Source organism: Reyranella sp. GW821-FHT12G01, from assembly GCF_058806575.1.
Genome location: NZ_JBXAPV010000001.1, coordinates 2,923,997 through 2,941,584, shown reverse-complemented (window position 1 = coordinate 2,941,584; position 17,588 = coordinate 2,923,997). Strand labels below are relative to the sequence as shown.

Sequence of the window (17,588 nt, the reverse complement as noted above, 5' to 3'; positions counted from 1 at the left end):
ATGGGGCATGACCTCATCGTTTGAACCGCCCCTGAAGGGCGTCCGCGTCGTCGAACTGACCCACACGATCCTGGGACCGTCCTGCGGCATGATCCTGGCCGACCTCGGTGCCGAGGTGATCAAGGTCGAACCGGTCGACGGCGACCGCACGCGCAAGCTGCGCGGCTTCGGCGCCGGCTTCTTCGGCTACTTCAACCGCAACAAGAAGAGCCTCGCGCTCGATGCGGATTCGCCCGAAGGCCGCAAGGTGCTGGTGAAGCTGCTCGAGAAGGCCGACGTGCTGATCGAGAACTTCGCGCCGGGCTCGATGGCCAAGCGCAAGCTCGGGCCCGCGGACCTCGAGAAGATCAACCCGCGCCTCGTCTATTGCGCGCTGAAGGGTTTCCTGCCCGGGCCTTATGAGAAGCGGCCCGCACTCGACGAGGTCGTGCAGATGATGGGCGGGCTCGCCTACATGACCGGTCCCAGCGGCCGGCCGCTGCGCGCCGGCACGTCGGTGATCGACATCGTGGGCGGCATGTTCGGCGCCTTCGGCACGGTACTGGCGCTGAAGCAGCGCGACCGCACGGGGAAGGGCGGTCTGGTCGAGAGCGCGCTGTTCGAATCCGTCGTCTTCCTGATGGGCCAGCATCTCGCGATCACCGCGCTCAACGGCGCCGCGCCGCCGCCGATGCCCGAGCGCGTGAGTTCGTGGGCGGTCTACGAGATATTCAACACGGCCGACGGGCTACAAGTCTTCATCGGCATCACCAGCGACGGCCAGTGGAAGCGCTTCTGCGAGTTCTTCAAGCAGCCGGAACTGGCGGCCGACCCGAAGCTCGCGACCAACAACCTGCGCATCGAGGCGCGGCCGTGGCTGGTGCCGAAGGTCGCCGAAGTGTTCAAGGCCTACACCAAGGAAGCGCTCGAACAGATGTGCCTCGACGCCGACATCTCCTTCGCGCCGGTCGCCCGGCCTCAGGACCTGTTCGACCATCCGCACCTCCTGGCCAACGGCTCGCTGGCGCCGACGACCTTGCCGGGCGGCGTGCAGACCCAGTTGCCGCTGCTGCCCTTCCAGATGATGGGCTGGCGGCCGCCGCTGGTGTCCAATCCGCCCGAGATCGGCCAGCACAATGACGAGGTGCTGTCGGAGATCGGCTACGATCCCGCGGGCATCGCGGGGCTGAAGACGGCCGGGCTGCTGGGGCCCAAATAGCGGCCCGTCGAGACTTGGCACCCGTTCATTGCATGAGCGGAACTATCCCGAATCGGGGATAATCCTCAGGGAACATATCTAGAACTTGTGTCAAGAACATTAGTTCTTTCAGAGGGTTAATTGTTCCATTGCCGGATGGAACAAAATGGGTACATTGGCGCCATCGGACGTTCTAGCCCGCTGCGGACTTATCCGCATTGCCGCTCCTGACAGGGGCATGGGAAGAAGGAGAGAGCCAATGTCGGCGATGCTCAAGGTGGTCGAAAAAGAAGGCATGGAAAGCAAGAACAAGGCGCTGGACGCCGCTCTCGCCCAGATCGAGCGCGCCTTCGGCAAGGGCTCCATCATGAAGTTGGGCCAGCGCGAGGCGCTGGAAATCGAAGCGATCTCGACCGGCTCGCTGGGCCTCGACATCGCGCTCGGCATCGGCGGCCTGCCCAAGGGGCGCATCGTCGAAATCTACGGACCGGAAAGCTCGGGCAAGACGACGCTTGCGCTGCACGTCATCGCCGAGGCGCAGAAGAAGAGCGGCTCCTGCGCCTTCATCGATGCCGAGCATGCGCTCGATCCCGGTTACGCCAAGAAGCTGGGCGTCGACATCGGCAACCTGCTGATCTCGCAGCCCGACGCCGGCGAGCAGGCGCTCGAAATCGCCGACACGCTGGTGCGCTCCGGCGCCGTCGACGTGCTGGTCATCGACTCGGTGGCCGCCCTCGTGCCGCGCGCCGAGCTCGAAGGCGAGATGGGTGATTCGTTGCCAGGCCTGCATGCCCGCCTGATGAGCCAGGCGCTGCGCAAGCTCACCGCGTCGATCTCCAAGTCGAACACGCTGGTGATCTTCATCAACCAGATCCGCATGAAGATCGGCGTCATGTTCGGCAGCCCCGAGACGACGACCGGTGGCAATGCGCTGAAGTTCTACGCCTCGGTCCGTCTCGACATCCGCCGCATCGGTGCGCTGAAGGACAAGGATGAAGTCGTCGGCAACGCCACGCGCGTCAAGGTCGTGAAGAACAAGGTGGCGCCGCCGTTCAAGGTCGTCGAATTCGACATCATGTACGGCGAGGGCGTCTCCAAGAGCGGCGAGCTGATCGACCTCGGCGAGAAGGCCGGCGTCGTCGAGAAATCGGGCTCCTGGTACTCTTACGACGGCACCCGCATCGGCCAGGGCCGCGAGAACGCCAAGAATTACCTCAAGGAGCACCCCGAGGTCGCGAATGCGATCGAGAACAAGGTGCGTGCCAATGCCGGCATCCTCGCCAACGCCTTGATGGAAGGCGGCAAGGAAGAGGACGACGACGAGGAATAGGGAACCCCGATCCCCTGTCTCCGGGTCCCTAAGGGCGGTACCGCACCCACGCGCGGTACCGCCCATTCTTTTGCGCGCGAAGGCGCGCAAAAGAATGGGCGGGGCGGGCGGCAGCGCCTTCAAGCGGCTTGGTTACAAGTCGCGAGGCGCGAGAGCCCGCACGGTTCAGAAAGAATCCAGGTGCTGATACCGGGGTTGAGTCGGGGCTTTTGTTAGGGTCGCTTCCGCGACATCCCCTGCAGGAACTTCTGGATCCATTCCGGACCCGTGCGCCGCGCTCCAGCTCTGGGCCGCGTCTTCGCCCAATCCATCAGCAGCGCCAGCGGAAACCAGTCCTCGCGCTCGTCCTGCAGGCCGCGCGCCGCCAGCGATACCTTCGGCACCGGCACCGGCGTCACCCCTTCCTGCGCGGGGCCGGCGCAGAGTTCGGCCGGCGACGTGACGAGATATTCGCGGCAGACCAGCGGCCGGTCCGGATGGATCGAGCAGCTTTCCTCCTCGAGGAACGGGCAGGGGATGCCCAGCGCGAAGTAGCCGGTCGACATCTCGCGGTCGGGACGGCCCTTGCGTTCCTTCAGGTCGGCGGCGGCAAGGGCGGCTTCGGCGGCGGCGAAGCGGGCGTCGAGCACGGCGCGCCGTTCGGCCGGCAGCGCCCCGACCGTCACCATCAACCGTTCAGCCTCCGTGCGGGAGATCGGCACGAGCTGGCGGCAGCAGGCGCCGCAACCCTTGCGGCAGGAAATCGCCTTTCCCGCCTCGGCCGCGGTGACCACCGCGTTCACCAGCCCCTGCAGCGCCGGCACGACCTCCGCCGCGGCCACCGGGCCGGTCGGAACGGTGATCGGGTGGGCGATCCTGAGGTCGCCCACGGAGAGGCGAAGAGTGGCGGTAGAATGGGCCTCGGCGGCCATTTCCCCTGGGTTCCCTGTTCTGGACTTGGCGGGCTGGCGCACGCTACAAGGCCGGCATGCAAAGCGTCAGCGAAATCCGTCGTACCTTCCTAGAGTACTTCCGCAAGAACGGCCACGAAGTCGTTGAGTCGAGCCCGTTGGTGCCGCGCAACGACCCGACGCTGATGTTCACGAACGCCGGCATGGTGCAGTTCAAGAACGTCTTCACCGGGCTGGAAACGCGCTCCTATTCGCGGGCGGCGACCTCGCAGAAGTGCGTGCGCGCCGGCGGCAAGCACAACGACCTCGAGAACGTGGGCTACACCGCCCGCCACCACACCTTCTTCGAGATGCTCGGTAACTTCTCGTTCGGCGACTATTTCAAGGAACACGCGATCGAGCTGGCCTGGAACCTCCTGACCAAGGACTACGGCCTGCCCAAGGAGAAGCTGCTGGTCACGGTGTATCACACCGACGACGAGGCGGCCGGTCACTGGAAGAAGATCGCGGGTCTGTCCGACGACAAGATTATCCGCATCCCGACCTCGGACAATTTCTGGGCGATGGGCGACACCGGCCCCTGCGGCCCGTGCTCGGAGATCTTCTACGATCACGGCGAGGGCATCCCCGGCGGCCCGCCGGGCAGCCCCGACCAGGACGGCGACCGGTTCATCGAGATCTGGAACCTGGTCTTCATGCAATTCGAGCAGGTGACCAAGGAAGAGCGCGTCGCGCTGCCCAAGCCCTCGATCGACACCGGCATGGGCCTGGAGCGTCTCGCGACCGTCCTGCAGCACAAGCACAACAACTACGACATCGACCTGTTCCGCGCCCTGATCGAGGCGACCGCGCACGAGATCAACGTCGATCCCGACGGCGCCCAGAGCGCCTCGCTCAAGGTCATCGCCGACCATCTGCGCGCGACCTCGTTCCTGATCGCCGATGGCGTGCTGCCGTCGAACGAAGGCCGTGGCTACGTGCTTCGCCGTATCATGCGCCGCGCCATGCGCCACGCCCACATCCTGGGTGCGCAGGACCCGGTGATCTTCAAGCTGGTGCCGACGCTGGTGCACGAGATGGGCGACGCCTATCCCGAACTGTCGCGCGCCCAGCCGCTGATCACCGAGACGCTGAAGCTCGAGGAGACGCGCTTCAAGAAGACGCTGGGCACCGGCCTCAAGCTGCTCGAGGACGAGACCAAGGGGCTGAGCGCCGGCGGCACCTTGAAGGGCGAGGTCGCGTTCAAGCTCTACGACACGTTCGGCTTCCCGCTCGACCTCACGCAGGACGTGCTGCGCGCGCGCGACATCAAGGTCGACACGGCGGGCTTCGAGACCTCGATGGAAGAGCAGCGCGCCAAGGCGCGTGCCGCCTGGGCGGGCTCGGGCGAGACCGCCGACCAGGCGATCTGGTTCGACGTGCGCCAGAAGGCCGGCGCCACCGAGTTCCTGGGCTACGACACCGAGCGCGCCGAGGGCCAGATCAAGGCGATCCTGCTCGACGGCAAGGAAGTCACCTCGCTGAAGGCGGGGCAAACCGGCTGGATCCTGACCAACCAGACGCCGTTCTATGCCGAGTCGGGCGGCCAGCAGGGCGACACCGGCAAGCTGGTGAGCGGCAACAACGAGGCCGAGGTCACCGACGTCCAGAAGATGGTCGGCGACCTGCATGCCCATCACGCCAAGCTCGTGAAGGGCGAGCTCAAGGTCGGCGACGATCTGGTCATGACCATCGACCCGATCCGCCGCGCCCAGTTGCGCGCGCACCATTCGGCAACCCATCTGCTGCACGAGGCGCTGCGCCGTCATCTCGGCAATCACGTCACGCAGAAGGGCTCGCTGGTCGCGCCCGACCGCCTGCGCTTCGACATCAGCCACACCAAGGCGGTGTCGGCCGAGGAGCTGCGCAAGATCGAGGACGAGGTGAACGATCGCATCCGCCACAACTCGGCGGTCGAGACGCGGCTCATGACGCCGGACGAGGCGATTGCCGCCGGCGCGATGGCGCTGTTCGGCGAGAAGTACGGCGACGAGGTCCGCGTGCTCTCGATGGGCGGCGACGCCAACGTGCCCGGTGGCGAGAAGTATTCGGTCGAACTCTGCGGCGGCACGCATGCGCGCCGCACCGGCGACATCGGCCTGTTCAAGATCGTGGGCGAGGGCGCGGTCGCGGCGGGCGTCCGCCGCATCGAGGCGCTGGCCGGCAATGCCGCCGAGGCGCATGTCCGCCACCAGGCCGACCTGCTGGTCGAGGCGGCGGCGACCTTGAAGGTGCGGCCGGAAGATCTGCCGGCGCGCCTGGCCGCGCTGGTCGAGGGCCAGAAGAAGATCGAGCGCGAACTGTCCGACGCGCGCAAGGCGTTGGCGCTGGCCGGCGGCGGCTCGGGCGGCGGTTCTGCCGCCGACGAAGTGCGCGATGTCGGCGGCGTCAAGCTGATCGGCCGCGTGCTGAACGGCGTGCCCGGCAAGGATCTCAAGGGCATGGCCGACGAGTTCAAGAAGAAGCTGGGCTCGGGCGTCGTGGCGCTGATCGGCGTCGAGGACGGCAAGGCTTCGGCCGTGGTCGGCGTGACGGAAGATCTCGCCAAGACCCACAGCGCGGTCGAACTCGTGAAGGCGGGCGTCGCGGCGCTCGGCGGCAAGGGCGGCGGCGGCCGGCCCGACATGGCGCAGGGCGGCGGCCCGGACGGTGCGAAAGCATCCGACGCATTGAAGGCCATCGAGGCGGCGTTGGCGGGGGCCACATGAAGCTCGCCATCGTCCTCGTGATGGCGGCGGCGGCAGTGTCCGCCTGTGCGCCAAAGGACTTCAGCAAGCAGGGCGCCACCGAGGGGCAGTTCAGCGCGGACGAAGCGCAGTGCCGCAGCCAGGTGCGCGCCATCGCGCAGCAGGATCGCAACATCGACGACCAGCGTCGCGCGACCTTCTCGGCCGAGCGCGAACGCTATGGCCAGCAGGGCCTTTACTCGGACATGGCCAACCAGGGCTACAAGTACAATTTCGAGCGCATGATGGCCGACTGCATGCAGGCGCGCGGCTGGGCGCCCAAGCAGAACGGGCCGATTCCGATGCCGAAGCTGACCTGGTGAGATGAGCGCGCTCACGGTCATCCTTCTCTACTTCGCATCCGGCGCGGCGACTTTCCCACTCACCATCATGGCGGTGCGGGCGGCCGTTTCGATCGCGGCGCCAGCGCGTGCGACGCCGGCTTTCCATCAGCGGCTCGACAGCGCCATGGGGTGGTCGATCACCGTCTGGATTCTGGGCGTGTTCGTCTTCTACTGGTCCGCCGTCCTGATCGAGCGGCAAAAGCCCTGCAACGACCAGCGCACGAACCAGCTCACCGTTGAGTGCAAGATCAAGCTCGGCGCCATCAGATAGCGGTGAAAGCCGGTGCGCGGCGCGCTAGAATGGACGCCATGTCCACCGCGCGGCTGTTCAAGGCTTTCGCTCTCGTCGTGGGTCTCGCGACCCTGACGGCCGGATGTGCCACGCGCGCGGAGCGCGAGGCGGTCTTCGACAGCCAGTTGCGCGCGATGGCCGGCGCGTCCGAAGCGAAGCTGCTCGGCAGCATGGGCCGCATCCCGGACAATACCTACCAGCTCGAGGATGGCACCAAGATCCTGCAATGGCGGTGGGACACGTCCTACATCGATCCCGGCATGCCGCCCATGTACCAGCGTTTCGGTGGGTGGGGTTGGGGCTGGGGAGGCGGTCTCTGGGTCGCGATGGGCGGTTTCCCGCCGACCCTGGTGCGCCAGAGCTGCATCGTCGAGTGGACGATGGCGTCGGGATCGGCGCAAGGCTATCGCTGGCAGGGCGCGGGCTGCCAGAACGTCACGCCATAGAAATGCCGGCCGATCGTCCCTGAAGGGACAACCGGCCGGCACGTACGGGTATCGCGTTTACCAGTAGGTCGGCACGCCGTAGTACTTGTCGATCTGGCGGCCGTAGTCGGGCGTCCAGCGGAAATCCTCGGTATCGTCGTAGGCCGGTGCGTCTTCCAGGATCTTCTTGTCGAGCGCCACGACATAGCCGCCCTGGCGTTCGTCGTACTTCAGCGTCGACCACGGCAGCGGATGGTGCTTCTCGCCGATGCCGAGGAAGCCGCCGAACGACATGACCGCATAGATGGCGCGGCCGCTCACCTTGTCGATCATGATGTCCTCGACGGTGCCGAGCTTGTCGCCCTGGAGGTTGTAGACGTCGGTGCCGTTGACGCGCTCGGCGGCGATCAGATTCTTCGGCGTGATGGTGAGGTCGGTCATCGCTCTCTCCTGTTCGATGGTGGGGTGCCTGAGGAACGCGAGGCTCACCCGACCAGTTGCCGGAGTTGGCGAAAAGTCAGTGCCGACGAGATGCTTATTCAGAAGTCTTATCGGCCGTCTTGCGCAACCTCTCGCCGACGGCGGCAATCATCGCCTCATACGAGGACACATCCTTCGCACTGCCGGCGCGCGGCAGGGCGCGATAGCGCTGGCGGCCCACATCCGTGAGCCGTGGCACGCCGGCATCGATCTCAACCAGTGAGAGGGAGGTCAGGCGGGTGAGGTCGCGCGGGGCGAGATCCTTCATCGGGGAAATGCCGAGCGCGACACGGCGCAACGTCACCTCCTCGTTGGGACTAAGCGGAGCTTCCAAACTGCGTGACATCGTCTTCCCCTCGCACAACTAGAGGCCCATTCCTGTCCGCAGGGCAACATCAACTCGCCGCATCTCCGGTGCGGTTTTCCGTTTGTGGGTTCACTAGCGAACTCAAACAGCACTTGTGCGGTGCCGTCTGTGACATTGCTGCGACCGGAGGGAACCTTTTCCACCGGCCGGCACGAAGCGCTCAGGCGCGGGCGTGCGCGTGGAAAACCTTGCTATCGATCCGCCAGCCATCCTCGCGCCGGACCATCACGAAGAAGTCGGTGTAGCGCGTACCGCGCCAGTTGAGCGCTTCCAGGCGCGCCATGGCGGCCCCTCCCGCCGGATCGATCGACACGATGCGGGCCTCGAGTCCGGGCGCCGGCCCGCCCTTGGCGACGGCGTCGCAGAACTCGCCCAGGCTCCACGTGACCGGCTTGCCGCCATAGCTGCCGCTCACGCGCGCGCCCTCGGCGAAGGCCGAGCGCAGCAGGGCGATGTCGCCTGTCCGGGCACCATCGATATAACGCTGGAGCGTCTCGGCGATCGCGCCGGGGATGGAAAAGCTCTCGAGTCCGTCGTGCTGGGTCATGTCTGGCTCCTGTGAAGGGCGGCTACATTCCAGCGATACCAGAGGGTATGTCCTTGCTTTTATGCCTCGTTTAACCTCATCTTTTGGCACGATATTGCGTACTGGAAAGGCAAGGAGCGGGAGCGTGCCAAACGAGGATCTCGACGCCATCGACCGGCGCATTCTGTCGGCCCTGCAGGCCGACGGCCGACTGAGCAACGTCGACCTCGCCGAGAAGATCGGCCTGTCGCCGTCGCCCTGCCTGCGCCGGGTCAACCGGTTGGAGCGCGAGGGATATATCGAAGGCTATCGCGGCATGCTGGGCCGCAAGCGGATCGGTCTCGGTCTCACTGTCTTCGTCGGCGTGAAGATCGAGGGCCATGCCGACGACCGCGCGACCAGCTTCGAGGAGCAGGCGGTCGCCTGCCCGGAAGTCATCGCCTGCCACATGGTCGCCGGCGAGGCCGACTACCTGCTGGAGGTCACCGTGCCCGACCTCGATGCCTACCAGCGTTTCCTGGTGGGCAAGCTGCTGAACCTGCCGCTGGTCCGCGAGGTGAAGAGCACCATCGCGATCCAGACCCTGAAGGCGGGCGGGGCGCTCCCGCTGGAGCACCTCGACCAGGCCGTCCGCTAAAGCGGCGCGCCGTCACTCCGCGGCGCGCACGCCCTGTGTGGCCGGCGTGATGGCCTTCATCGTGCCGCCGTAGCGATCGGTGAAAGCCGTCGTATCGATTTCTTCCAGCTCGATGTCGCGGTTTAGCACGCGCTCCTTCCACTTCAGCAGCTCAGGGTGGGCGCCCTGGAACTCGGGCATCACTTCCTTGGCGAACAGTTCGAGCGATTCGCAGATATGCGAATGCTCGTTGCGGCCGGCCTGGTTCAGCAGCACGACCTGGTCGATGTTCGAGGCCTGGAACTTCTTCAGCTTGCGCCGGATGGTTTCGGGAGAGCCGATCAGGCCGCCGCGCAGCGACGCGGCATGCTGCTCCGGGTTCTCCTTCTTCCACTTGTTGTACTCGTCCCACATGTTGACCGTGCCGGCGGGCGGCCGCCGCCGGCCTGCCGACGCGCCGTAGAAGCGCAGCGCGAACTGGAAGAACGTGTCGCCGTCGGCGCGCTCGCGCGCCTCCTCGTCGGTCTTGGCGCACATGAAGAAGCTGACCAGCGCGATGTTCGGGTTGGTCTTGTAGTCGGTAAGCTTCTTCTGCCGCTTCACGAAGGCGTTGTAGTAGGCGTGCACCCAGGCGTGCGCGGCGTCGGCCGAGACGAACTGGAAGCCGAGCGCGCCCATGCCCCATTCGCCGGCCTTGGTCAGCGTCTGCAGCTGCGAGCAGGCGACCCACAGCGGCGGATGCGGCTTCTGCAGCGGCTTCGGCACGACCATGCGCAACGGGATGTTCCAGACCTTGCCCTGGTGCTCGCTGGGCCCGTCCTTGAACATCGGCATGATGGCGCGGACCGCTTCCTCGAAGATCTCGCGCTTGTTCTCCATGGTGACGCCGAACGGCTCCAGCTCGGTGATCGAGGCGCTTTCGCCCATGCCGAACTCGCAGCGCCCGTTCGACAGCAGGTCGAGCGTGGCCACACGCTCGGCGACGCGCGTGGGATGGTTGGTCGTCACTTGGAAGATGCCGTGGCCCAACCGGATGTTCTTCGTCCGCTGGCTCGCTGCGGCGAGGAAGGATTCGGGGCTCGGCGAGTGTGAATACTCTTCGAGGAAGTGATGCTCGACCTGCCACGCATGGTCGTAGCCCAGCCGGTCCGCCAGCTCGATCTGGTCGAGTGCGTTCTGATAGAGCCGATGCTCGTCACCCGGCGCCCACGGACGGGGCAGTTGCAGTTCGTAGAAGATGCCGAATTTCATGGTGCGTTCCTCCACGGGAAAGCATGACCTTAAATGCACTCCATGCAAATAGGGGCTGTTCCGCAGGAAGAGACGGCCAGCCGCCGATAGAAATGGCCGCTGGCGGGCCCAGTGGCAGGCTTGCTGCTACTCCGCCGCCGCCTTCATCGCTTCCGGGTTGCGCCACTGGTGGAGCAGGTCGGCTTCCTTCTTCTTGGCCTTTACCAGGTGCGCGTCCTTCACGTGGCCGTAGCCGCGGATGTCGTCGGGGATGGAGGCGAGCTTGATCGCGAGGGCGTGGTTCTGGGCTGACAGGGTCGCCAGCAGTTCGGTGATCAGCGTCTCGTAGTCGGCGATCAGGCGGCGTTCGGTCTTGCGTTCCTCGGTGTAGCCGAAGACGTCGAAGGCGGTACCGCGCAGGCCCTTGAGCTTCGCCAGAATCCGGAAGGCCGGGAGCATCCAGGCGCCGAACTCCTGCTTGATGAGCTGGCCCGTCTGCGGATCGCGGCTGGAGAAGAGCGGCGGGGCGAGGTGGAATTTGAGCTTGTAGTCGCCGTCGAACTGCTTGCTGAGGCCGGCCTGGAAGGCGGCCTCGGTGTAGAGGCGCGCGACCTCGTACTCGTCCTTGTAGGAGAGCAGCTTGGCGTAATAGAGCGCGACGGATTCGGCGAGGCCAGTCAGGCCGGTCTTCTGTTCGGCGGCGCGGACCTTGTCGACCAGCGCCTTGTAACGCTGGGCGAGGGCGGCGTTCTGGTAGCCGGTCAGGTGCCTGGTGCGCGAGGCCACGATCTCGTCGAGCGTCTTCGGCTGGGTGCGGGCGAAGACGACGACGTTGTTCTTCGTCTCCTTCGGCGCGACCAGCTTCTCGACGGCGGCGCGGTCGTTGGCGGCGCGGCGGCCCCAGCGGAAGGCGGCGAGGTTCATCGGCACGGCGGCGCCATTCAGCTCGATGGCGCGCTCGATCGACTCGTGGGCGAGCGGGATCAGGCCCTTCTGGTAGGCGTAGCCCAGCACGAACATGTTGGTGGCGATCGAATCGCCCATCAGCGCCGTGGCGATGCCGGTCGCGTCGAGGAACTCGACACCGTCGGCGCCGGCCGCGGCCTCGACCGAGAGCTTCAGCGTGTTGGCCGGGAAGGCGAGGTCGGGATGGCGGGTGAACTCGCCGGTGATGGTCTCGTGCGTGTTGACGACGGCATGTGAGACGCCGGGCTCGAGGCTCGCCAGCGCGTTAGGGCTGGCGCTGACGACGAGGTCGCAGCCCAGCAGGACGTTGGCGCCGCCGGCAGCCAGGCGCACGGCGTGCAGTGCCTCGGGATTCGCGCCGATGCGGACGTGGCTGATGACCGCGCCGCCCTTCTGGGCCATGCCGAGCTGGTCGAGCACGGTCGCGCCCTTGCCCTCGATATGGGCGGCCATGCCCATGATGGCGCCGATGGTGACGACGCCGGTGCCGCCGATGCCGGTGATGAGAACGCCGTAGGGCTTGTCCTCGACCGACGGCAACGACGGCGCGGCCGGCATCTCGGGCTCAGGCGTGGCCGTAGCAGCGTCGGTCTTCTTCGCGGCGACCGCCTTGCCCTTCTTCAGCGAGCCGCCTTCGACGCTGACGAACGACGGGCAGAAGCCGTTCAGGCAGGAGAAATCCTTGTTGCAGGACGACTGGTCGATGGCGCGCTTGCGGCCGAACTCGGTCTCGACCGGCACGACCGAGAGGCAGTTCGACTTCACGGAGCAGTCGCCGCAGCCTTCGCACACGGCCTCGTTGATGAAGACGCGCTTGTTGGGGTCGGGGAAGGTGCCGCGCTTGCGGCGGCGGCGCTTCTCGGCGGCGCAGGTCTGGTCGTAGATCAGGACCGAGACGCCCTTGTACTCGCGCAGCTCGCGTTGCACTTCGTCGAGCTGGTCGCGGTGATGGAAGGTGACGTGCGGCGCCCATTCGGTGCCGATCGGATACTTGTCGGGATCGTCGCTCACCAGCGCGATGCGGCGCACGCCCTCGGCATGGACCTGCTGGCTGATCGTCCAGGGATGGACGTTGCCGTCGTGCGGCTGGCCGCCGGTCATGGCGACGGCGTCGTTGTAGAGGATCTTGTAGGTGATGGTGGTGTTGGTCGCCACCGCGTGACGGATCGCGAGATAGCCCGAATGGAAGTAGGTGCCGTCGCCCAGGTTCTGGAAGACGTGCGGCATGTCGGTGAAGTGGCTGGCGCCGACCCACGGCGCGCCCTCGGCGCCCATGTGGGTGAAGGTCTTGGTGTTGCGCTCCATGCCGATGGCGAGTGTGTGGCAGCCGATGCCGGCCATCGCCATCGAACCGTCGGGCACCTTGGTCGACGTATTGTGGGGGCAGCCGGAGCAGAAATAGGGGACGCGGGCGAGTCCGGCCTCGTTGCGCACCTGGCGGCCGGCACGGCGCTTCAGTGCTTCGAAGCGCTCCTTGGTGCGGCTGCTGAATGAGTCGAGGCCGAAGCGCGCGACGATGGCCGAGGCGATCTCGAAGGGCGTCAGCTCGCCGTCGGTCTTGAGCAGCATCTGGCCGCGCTCGTCGGTCTTGCCGACCACGACGGGGCGGCGGTCGGCGGGGGCGTTGAACAGCGCGTCCTTGAGCTGCTGCTCGATCAGGGCGCGCTTCTCCTCGATGACGAGGATCTCGCGCTTGCCGGCGGCGAAGGCGGTGGCGCCCTCGGTCTCCAGCGGCCAGACCATGCCGACCTTGTAGATGGCGAGGCCCAGGCGCTCGGCCTCGGCGTCGTCGAGGCCTAGCTCGTCCAGCGCCTGGCGCACGTCGAGATAGGATTTGCCGACGGTGACGATGCCGAAGCGGGCGTCGGGACGGCCGAGCATCAGCCGGTCGAGCCGGTTGGCGCGCCAGTAGGCGAGTGCCGCGGGCTGCTTCACCGTGACGACGCGGCGCTCCTGGCCCAGCCAGTCGTCGGGCCAGCGGATATGCACGCCGTCGGGCGGCAGGACGAAGTCGGTGGGCGTGTGGATCTCGACCCGGTGCGGGTCGATGTAGACCGAGGCGGAGCTGTCGACGGTCTCGCTCAGGACCTTGAAGGCGACCCATAGGCCCGAGTAACGCGACATCGCGAAGGCGTGGAGGCCCCAGTCGAGATATTCCTGGACGCCAGCCGGGTGGATGACCGGGATGCCGGCCGACATGAAGGCCGGCTCGCTCTGGTGGGCGACGGTCGAGGATTTGGCCATGTGGTCGTCGCCCGCGAGGGCCACGATGCCACCATGCTTGGACGTGCCGGCGTAGTTGGCGTGCTTCAGGACGTCGCCCGAACGGTCGACGCCCGGGCCCTTGCCATACCACATGCCGAAAACGCCGTCGTATCGTGCGCCGGGATAGAGGTGGATCTGCTGGGTGCCCCACAGGGCGGTCGCGGCCAGGTCCTCGTTGACGCCCGGCTGGAACTCGATGTGGCTCTTCTTGATGAATTTCTTGGCTTGCCACAGCGCCTGGTCGAAGCCGCCCAGCGGCGAGCCGCGATAGCCGGAGATGTAGCCGCCGGTGTTGAGGCCGGCCGCGAGGTCGCGTTGGCGCTGCATCATGGGGAGGCGCACCAGCGCCTGCGTCCCGGTCAGGTAAACGCGTCCACGTTCCAGTACGTACTTGTCGTCCAGGGTCACCGCGAGGGGCATGGCAACCTCCCTGACATTTCAATATGGGGACGGTAGCGACGTTTGCACGTTCCGGGCAATGCGGAACGCGGAGGTGGCACAAAAACGACGTTTTACGTCCGCCGATGCCGGGGTAAGTGCCGTTGCCGTTTCACGGTGTCACCGCCAAGTGAAATGTTGTAAGCGTCCGGCCGCATGACTTCAGTCCTTGTTACCGGTGTCGCCGGCTTTATCGGCTCCCACGTCGCCCGCGCCCTGCTTGCCCGAGGCGAGACGGTGATCGGCATCGACAATTTCAGCGACTACTACGACCCGGTCCTGAAGTTCGCCCGGGTCAAGCCGCTGCGCGAGACGGCCGGGTTCACCTTCGTCGAGGCCGATATCTCCGACCGCGCGGTAATGCAGGGGCTGGCCGACCGTCACGGCGACATCGACCGGATCGTCCACCTGGCCGCCCAGCCGGGCATCCGCCATTCCAAGGTCGATCCCTATATCTACGTGCAGACCAACGTGATGGGGCAGGTCGTCCTGCTCGAACTGGCCCGCCGGCTGGGGCCGCAGCTCAAGCACCTGGTCTATGCCTCGTCCTCGTCGGTCTACGGCGGCAACATCAAGATCCCCTTCGCCGTCGAGGACCCGGTCGACCATCCGGTCTCGCTCTATGCCGCCACCAAGCGGGCCGACGAGCTGATGACCGAGACCTACGTCCACCAGTACGGGCTCAAGGCCACCGGCCTGCGCTATTTCACGGTCTACGGGCCGTGGGGCCGGCCCGACATGTCGCCGTATATCTTCGCCCGCGCGATCCACGAGGGCCGCACGATCGACCTCTATCACCACGGCAAGCTGCGGCGCGATTTCAGTTACATCGACGACATCGTGTCCGGCACCCTGGCAGCACTCGACAAGCCGCCCGAGACCGCCCGCCATCGGCTCTACAATCTTGGCGCCTCGCGCAGCGAGGAGATCACCGACGTGATCGCACTGTTCGAGAAGGCGCTGGGCAGGAAGGCTGTTATCGAGCTGAAACCCGGCGAACCGGGCGACATGCAGGAGACGGCCGCCGACATCGACGATACGACCCGCGATTTCGGCTGGGCCCCCAAGGTGACCGTCGACCAGGGCATTCCGCTCTTCGTCGACTGGTTCAAGGCCTACAACCGGCTCTGATGCGCCGCTTCATCCTGACCGGCGCGCCCGGGGCGGGAAAGACGACGCTCCTGCGACAACTCGAGACCGAAGGATTCGGGACGGTCGAGGAAGCGGCGACCGACGTGATCGCGCTGGAGCAGGCCAGGGGCGTCGCCGAGCCGTGGACCGACCCGGGTTTCATCGACCGTATCGTGACCCTCCAGCGAGAGCGGCGCCTGACGGCGTCGGGCGAGACGCAGTTCCACGACCGGTCCGCCTTTTGCACCGAGGCGCTGGCGACGTTCCTCGGCCATCCGCCCTCCGACCTGCTGGGACGGGAGATCGAGGAGCTGAAGCGAACGGGATTTTATGACCGGCGCGTCTTTTTCGTGCGGCTGATGGGCTTCGTCGAGCCGACGGCGGCACGGCGGATCGGGCTGGAGGACGCGCTTCGCTTCGAGGCGGTGCATGAGCGCACCTATCGTGCGCACGGCTTCGAGCTGGTGCCCGTCGAGCCGGGAAGCGTGGTAGATCGGGTGGCCGAGATCCGGCGCTTCCTCTAGCCACGCCACGATCGGCCCCCCATATCAGGGGCGACGCAGGGAGTTTTTGGATGAACGTTGTGCTGGGCGATCTGCCGACCTGGAACTTGGCCGACCTCTATTCCAGTCCGAGCGGGACGGATCTTAACGCCGACCTGAAGCGCGCCGCCGCCGAAGCGGATGCTTTTGCCAGGGATTACGAGGGCAAGATCGTCGGGCTCGATGGGAAGGCGCTGGGCGGCGCGATCGTGCGCCTCGAAGCGATGAGCGACCTGCTGGGCCGCATCGGCTCCTACGCGCAGCTCTACTCGGCGCAGGACCAGTCCGACCCCGAGCGCAATCGCTTCGCGCAGGACATCTCCGAGAAGCTGAACGACGTCGGCTCCAAGCTCCTGTTCTTCCGGCTGGAGATCAACAAGATCGAGGATGCCGATCTCGCAGAGAAGCTGAAGGCGCCGGAGCTCGCCAAGTACGCGCCGTGGCTGCGCGACGCGCGCCTGTTCCGGCCGCACCAGCTTTCCGACGAGCTCGAGAAGTTCCAGCACGACCAGTCGGTGGTCGGCAGCAGCGCCTGGTCGCGCCTGTTCGACGAGACGATCGCGCGCCTGCGCTATCCGTTCGGCAACGAGATGCTGAGCGAGCCGCAGATCCTCGACAAGCTGTCGAACAAGGACGCCGCGGTGCGCAAGGAAGCCGCCAAGTCGTTCGGCAAGGTGCAGGGCGACAATATCGCGGTCTTCTCGCTGGTCACCAACACGCTGATCAAGGACAAGGAGATCGACGACCGCTGGCGCAAGTACGCAAGGCCGCAATCGTTCCGCAACCTCGCCAACGTGGTCGAGGACGAGGTCGTCGATGCGCTCGCCGCGTCGGTGAAGGCCGCCTATCCGAAGCTCGCGCACCGTTACTACAAGCTGAAGGCCAAGTGGTTCGGCGTCGAGACGATGCCCTACTGGGACCGCAACGCGCCGCTGCCCGAGCATGACGACCGTACGATCCCGTGGCCCGAGGCCGAGAAGATCGTGCTCGACGCCTATCACGCTTTCTCGCCCGAGCTGGCCGATGTCGGGCGCAAGTTCTTCGGCACCGGCTGGATCGATGCGCCGGCGCGGCCGGGCAAGTCTCCGGGCGCTTTCGCCCATCCGACGGTGCCGTCGGCGCATCCCTATCTCCTGCTGAACTACCAGGGGAAGGTGCGGGACGTGATGACGCTGGCGCACGAGCTGGGACACGGCGTGCATCAGGTCCTGGCGGCCAAGCAGGGTCCGCTGATGGCTGACACGCCGCTGACGCTTGCCGAGACCGCGTCGGTGTTCGGCGAGATGCTGACCTTCCAGTCGCTGCTCAAGACCGCGCCGGACAAGGCCACGCGCAAGGCGATGCTGGCCGGCAAGGTCGAGGACATGCTGAACACCGTGGTGCGCCAGATCGCGTTCTACGATTTCGAATCGCGCATCCACATGGCGCGCCGCGAGGGTGAGCTGACGCCCGATGCGATCGGCGAGATCTGGATGGCGGTGCAGAAGGAGAGCCTCGGTCCGGCTTTCCGCTACGACGACGAGTACAAGTATTACTGGTCGTATATCGGGCACTTTATTCATTCGCCGTTCTACGTCTACGCCTACGCGTTCGGCGACTGCCTGGTGAACTCGCTTTACGCTGCCTATCAGGCCAAGCCCGACGGCTTCCAGGAGAAGTACCTCGACATGCTGCGCTCGGGCGGCGTGAAGCGGCACAAGGAACTTTTAGCGCCGTTCGGCCTCGATGCCTCGGATCCCGCCTTCTGGGACAAGGGACTCGACGTCATCTCGGGCTTCATCGACGAGCTGGAGAAGCTGTAGGC

General features: G+C 66.1%; 16 protein-coding genes. 10 read left to right on the top strand and 6 right to left on the bottom strand.

The annotated features are described in order from the left end of the window. Nucleotides 1–7: 7 nt before the first annotated feature. Complete coding sequence (locus AC1RP5_RS14225; protein ID WP_493111494.1) at nt 8–1,198, top strand: CaiB/BaiF CoA transferase family protein; 1,191 nt, start codon at nt 8–10, stop codon at nt 1,196–1,198. 238 nt (nt 1,199–1,436) lie between these two features. Beyond that, entirely contained in the window at nt 1,437–2,507 is a 1,071-nt protein-coding gene (recA, locus tag AC1RP5_RS14220; RefSeq protein ID WP_493111493.1) for a recombinase RecA, read from the top strand. 212 nt (nt 2,508–2,719) lie between these two features. On the opposite strand, the gene AC1RP5_RS14215 is transcribed toward recA, so the two are convergent. Then, entirely contained in the window at nt 2,720–3,418 is a 699-nt protein-coding gene (locus AC1RP5_RS14215; RefSeq protein ID WP_493111492.1) for a YkgJ family cysteine cluster protein, read from the bottom strand. 56 nt (nt 3,419–3,474) lie between these two features. On the opposite strand from AC1RP5_RS14215, the gene alaS reads away from it, so the two are divergent. The 4 genes from alaS to AC1RP5_RS14195 are packed head-to-tail and all read left to right on the top strand — an operon-like array spanning nt 3,475 to nt 7,244. Next, nucleotides 3,475–6,144 carry an alanine--tRNA ligase gene (alaS, locus tag AC1RP5_RS14210; RefSeq protein ID WP_493111490.1) on the top strand — a complete coding sequence of 890 codons (2,670 nt, stop codon included), beginning with the start codon at nt 3,475–3,477 and terminating at the stop codon, nt 6,142–6,144. Next, on the top strand, nt 6,141–6,485 hold the full coding sequence (locus AC1RP5_RS14205; RefSeq protein WP_493111489.1) for a hypothetical protein: 345 nt from the start codon (nt 6,141–6,143) through the stop codon (nt 6,483–6,485). Before alaS ends, AC1RP5_RS14205 begins: the two co-directional genes overlap by 4 nt. Nucleotide 6,486: 1 nt before the next feature. Next, nucleotides 6,487–6,777, top strand: coding sequence for a hypothetical protein (locus tag AC1RP5_RS14200; RefSeq protein ID WP_493111487.1), 291 nt, complete (start codon nt 6,487–6,489; stop codon nt 6,775–6,777). Between the two features lie 29 nt (nt 6,778–6,806). Continuing rightward, nucleotides 6,807–7,244, top strand: a complete 438-nt coding sequence (locus AC1RP5_RS14195; RefSeq protein WP_493111486.1) for a hypothetical protein — start codon at nt 6,807–6,809, stop codon at nt 7,242–7,244. 57 nt (nt 7,245–7,301) lie between these two features. Here the strand turns inward: AC1RP5_RS14195 and AC1RP5_RS14190 are convergent, their stop codons facing one another. From AC1RP5_RS14190 to AC1RP5_RS14180, 3 genes are all read right to left on the bottom strand, one after another. Next, nucleotides 7,302–7,664, bottom strand: a complete 363-nt coding sequence (locus AC1RP5_RS14190; RefSeq protein WP_493111484.1) for a PRC-barrel domain-containing protein — start codon at nt 7,662–7,664, stop codon at nt 7,302–7,304. Nucleotides 7,665–7,758: 94 nt separating this feature from the next. Beyond that, nucleotides 7,759–8,001, bottom strand: coding sequence for a hypothetical protein (locus AC1RP5_RS14185; RefSeq protein ID WP_493111483.1), 243 nt, complete (start codon nt 7,999–8,001; stop codon nt 7,759–7,761). A 229-nt stretch (nt 8,002–8,230) separates the two neighbouring features. Then, the gene (locus AC1RP5_RS14180; RefSeq protein WP_493111482.1) at nt 8,231–8,617 is read right to left on the bottom strand and encodes a nuclear transport factor 2 family protein; all 387 of its coding nucleotides are present in this window, start codon (nt 8,615–8,617) and stop codon (nt 8,231–8,233) included. A 124-nt stretch (nt 8,618–8,741) separates the two neighbouring features. Here AC1RP5_RS14180 and AC1RP5_RS14175 point away from each other — a divergent pair, with 124 nt between their 5' ends. Then, the gene (locus AC1RP5_RS14175) at nt 8,742–9,233 is read left to right on the top strand and encodes an Lrp/AsnC family transcriptional regulator (protein ID WP_493111480.1); all 492 of its coding nucleotides are present in this window, start codon (nt 8,742–8,744) and stop codon (nt 9,231–9,233) included. A 12-nt stretch (nt 9,234–9,245) separates the two neighbouring features. Here AC1RP5_RS14175 and AC1RP5_RS14170 read toward each other — a convergent pair whose 3' ends face one another. Together AC1RP5_RS14170 and AC1RP5_RS14165 are read right to left on the bottom strand one after the other, a co-directional pair. Then, complete coding sequence (locus AC1RP5_RS14170; RefSeq protein ID WP_493111479.1) at nt 9,246–10,463, bottom strand: LLM class flavin-dependent oxidoreductase; 1,218 nt, start codon at nt 10,461–10,463, stop codon at nt 9,246–9,248. A gap of 126 nt (nt 10,464–10,589) precedes the next feature. Continuing rightward, a complete protein-coding gene (locus AC1RP5_RS14165) occupies nt 10,590–14,093 on the bottom strand; it encodes an indolepyruvate ferredoxin oxidoreductase family protein (protein ID WP_493111477.1) in 3,504 nt (1,167 codons plus the stop codon). A 174-nt stretch (nt 14,094–14,267) separates the two neighbouring features. Here AC1RP5_RS14165 and AC1RP5_RS14160 point away from each other — a divergent pair, with 174 nt between their 5' ends. From AC1RP5_RS14160 to AC1RP5_RS14150, 3 genes are read left to right on the top strand one after another with little or no spacing between them, the layout of a single operon-like run. After that, nucleotides 14,268–15,242 (top strand): NAD-dependent epimerase/dehydratase family protein, encoded by a 975-nt coding sequence (locus tag AC1RP5_RS14160; RefSeq protein ID WP_493111475.1) that lies wholly within the window; start codon nt 14,268–14,270, stop codon nt 15,240–15,242. Beyond that, complete coding sequence (locus AC1RP5_RS14155) at nt 15,242–15,766, top strand: AAA family ATPase (RefSeq protein ID WP_493111473.1); 525 nt, start codon at nt 15,242–15,244, stop codon at nt 15,764–15,766. Before AC1RP5_RS14160 ends, AC1RP5_RS14155 begins: the two co-directional genes overlap by 1 nt. A 50-nt stretch (nt 15,767–15,816) precedes the next feature. Then, a complete protein-coding gene (locus tag AC1RP5_RS14150) occupies nt 15,817–17,586 on the top strand; it encodes a M3 family oligoendopeptidase (protein ID WP_493111472.1) in 1,770 nt (589 codons plus the stop codon). Nucleotides 17,587–17,588: the final 2 nt, after the last annotated feature.

Excerpts from the sequence above, each read along its gene's own strand:
- AC1RP5_RS14225 (WP_493111494.1), top strand. The coding sequence starts at position 8 with ATGACCTCATCGTTTGAACCGCCCCTGAAGGGCGTCCGCGTCGTCGAA.
- recA (WP_493111493.1), top strand. The coding sequence starts at position 1,437 with ATGTCGGCGATGCTCAAGGTGGTCGAAAAAGAAGGCATGGAAAGCAAG.
- AC1RP5_RS14215 (WP_493111492.1), bottom strand. The coding sequence starts at position 3,418 with ATGGCCGCCGAGGCCCATTCTACCGCCACTCTTCGCCTCTCCGTGGGC.
- alaS (WP_493111490.1), top strand. The coding sequence starts at position 3,475 with ATGCAAAGCGTCAGCGAAATCCGTCGTACCTTCCTAGAGTACTTCCGC.
- AC1RP5_RS14205 (WP_493111489.1), top strand. The coding sequence starts at position 6,141 with ATGAAGCTCGCCATCGTCCTCGTGATGGCGGCGGCGGCAGTGTCCGCC.
- AC1RP5_RS14200 (WP_493111487.1), top strand. The coding sequence starts at position 6,487 with ATGAGCGCGCTCACGGTCATCCTTCTCTACTTCGCATCCGGCGCGGCG.
- AC1RP5_RS14195 (WP_493111486.1), top strand. The coding sequence starts at position 6,807 with ATGGACGCCATGTCCACCGCGCGGCTGTTCAAGGCTTTCGCTCTCGTC.
- AC1RP5_RS14190 (WP_493111484.1), bottom strand. The coding sequence starts at position 7,664 with ATGACCGACCTCACCATCACGCCGAAGAATCTGATCGCCGCCGAGCGC.
- AC1RP5_RS14180 (WP_493111482.1), bottom strand. The coding sequence starts at position 8,617 with ATGACCCAGCACGACGGACTCGAGAGCTTTTCCATCCCCGGCGCGATC.
- AC1RP5_RS14170 (WP_493111479.1), bottom strand. The coding sequence starts at position 10,463 with ATGAAATTCGGCATCTTCTACGAACTGCAACTGCCCCGTCCGTGGGCG.
- AC1RP5_RS14165 (WP_493111477.1), bottom strand. The coding sequence starts at position 14,093 with ATGCCCCTCGCGGTGACCCTGGACGACAAGTACGTACTGGAACGTGGA.
- AC1RP5_RS14160 (WP_493111475.1), top strand. The coding sequence starts at position 14,268 with ATGACTTCAGTCCTTGTTACCGGTGTCGCCGGCTTTATCGGCTCCCAC.
- AC1RP5_RS14155 (WP_493111473.1), top strand. The coding sequence starts at position 15,242 with ATGCGCCGCTTCATCCTGACCGGCGCGCCCGGGGCGGGAAAGACGACG.
- AC1RP5_RS14150 (WP_493111472.1), top strand. The coding sequence starts at position 15,817 with ATGAACGTTGTGCTGGGCGATCTGCCGACCTGGAACTTGGCCGACCTC.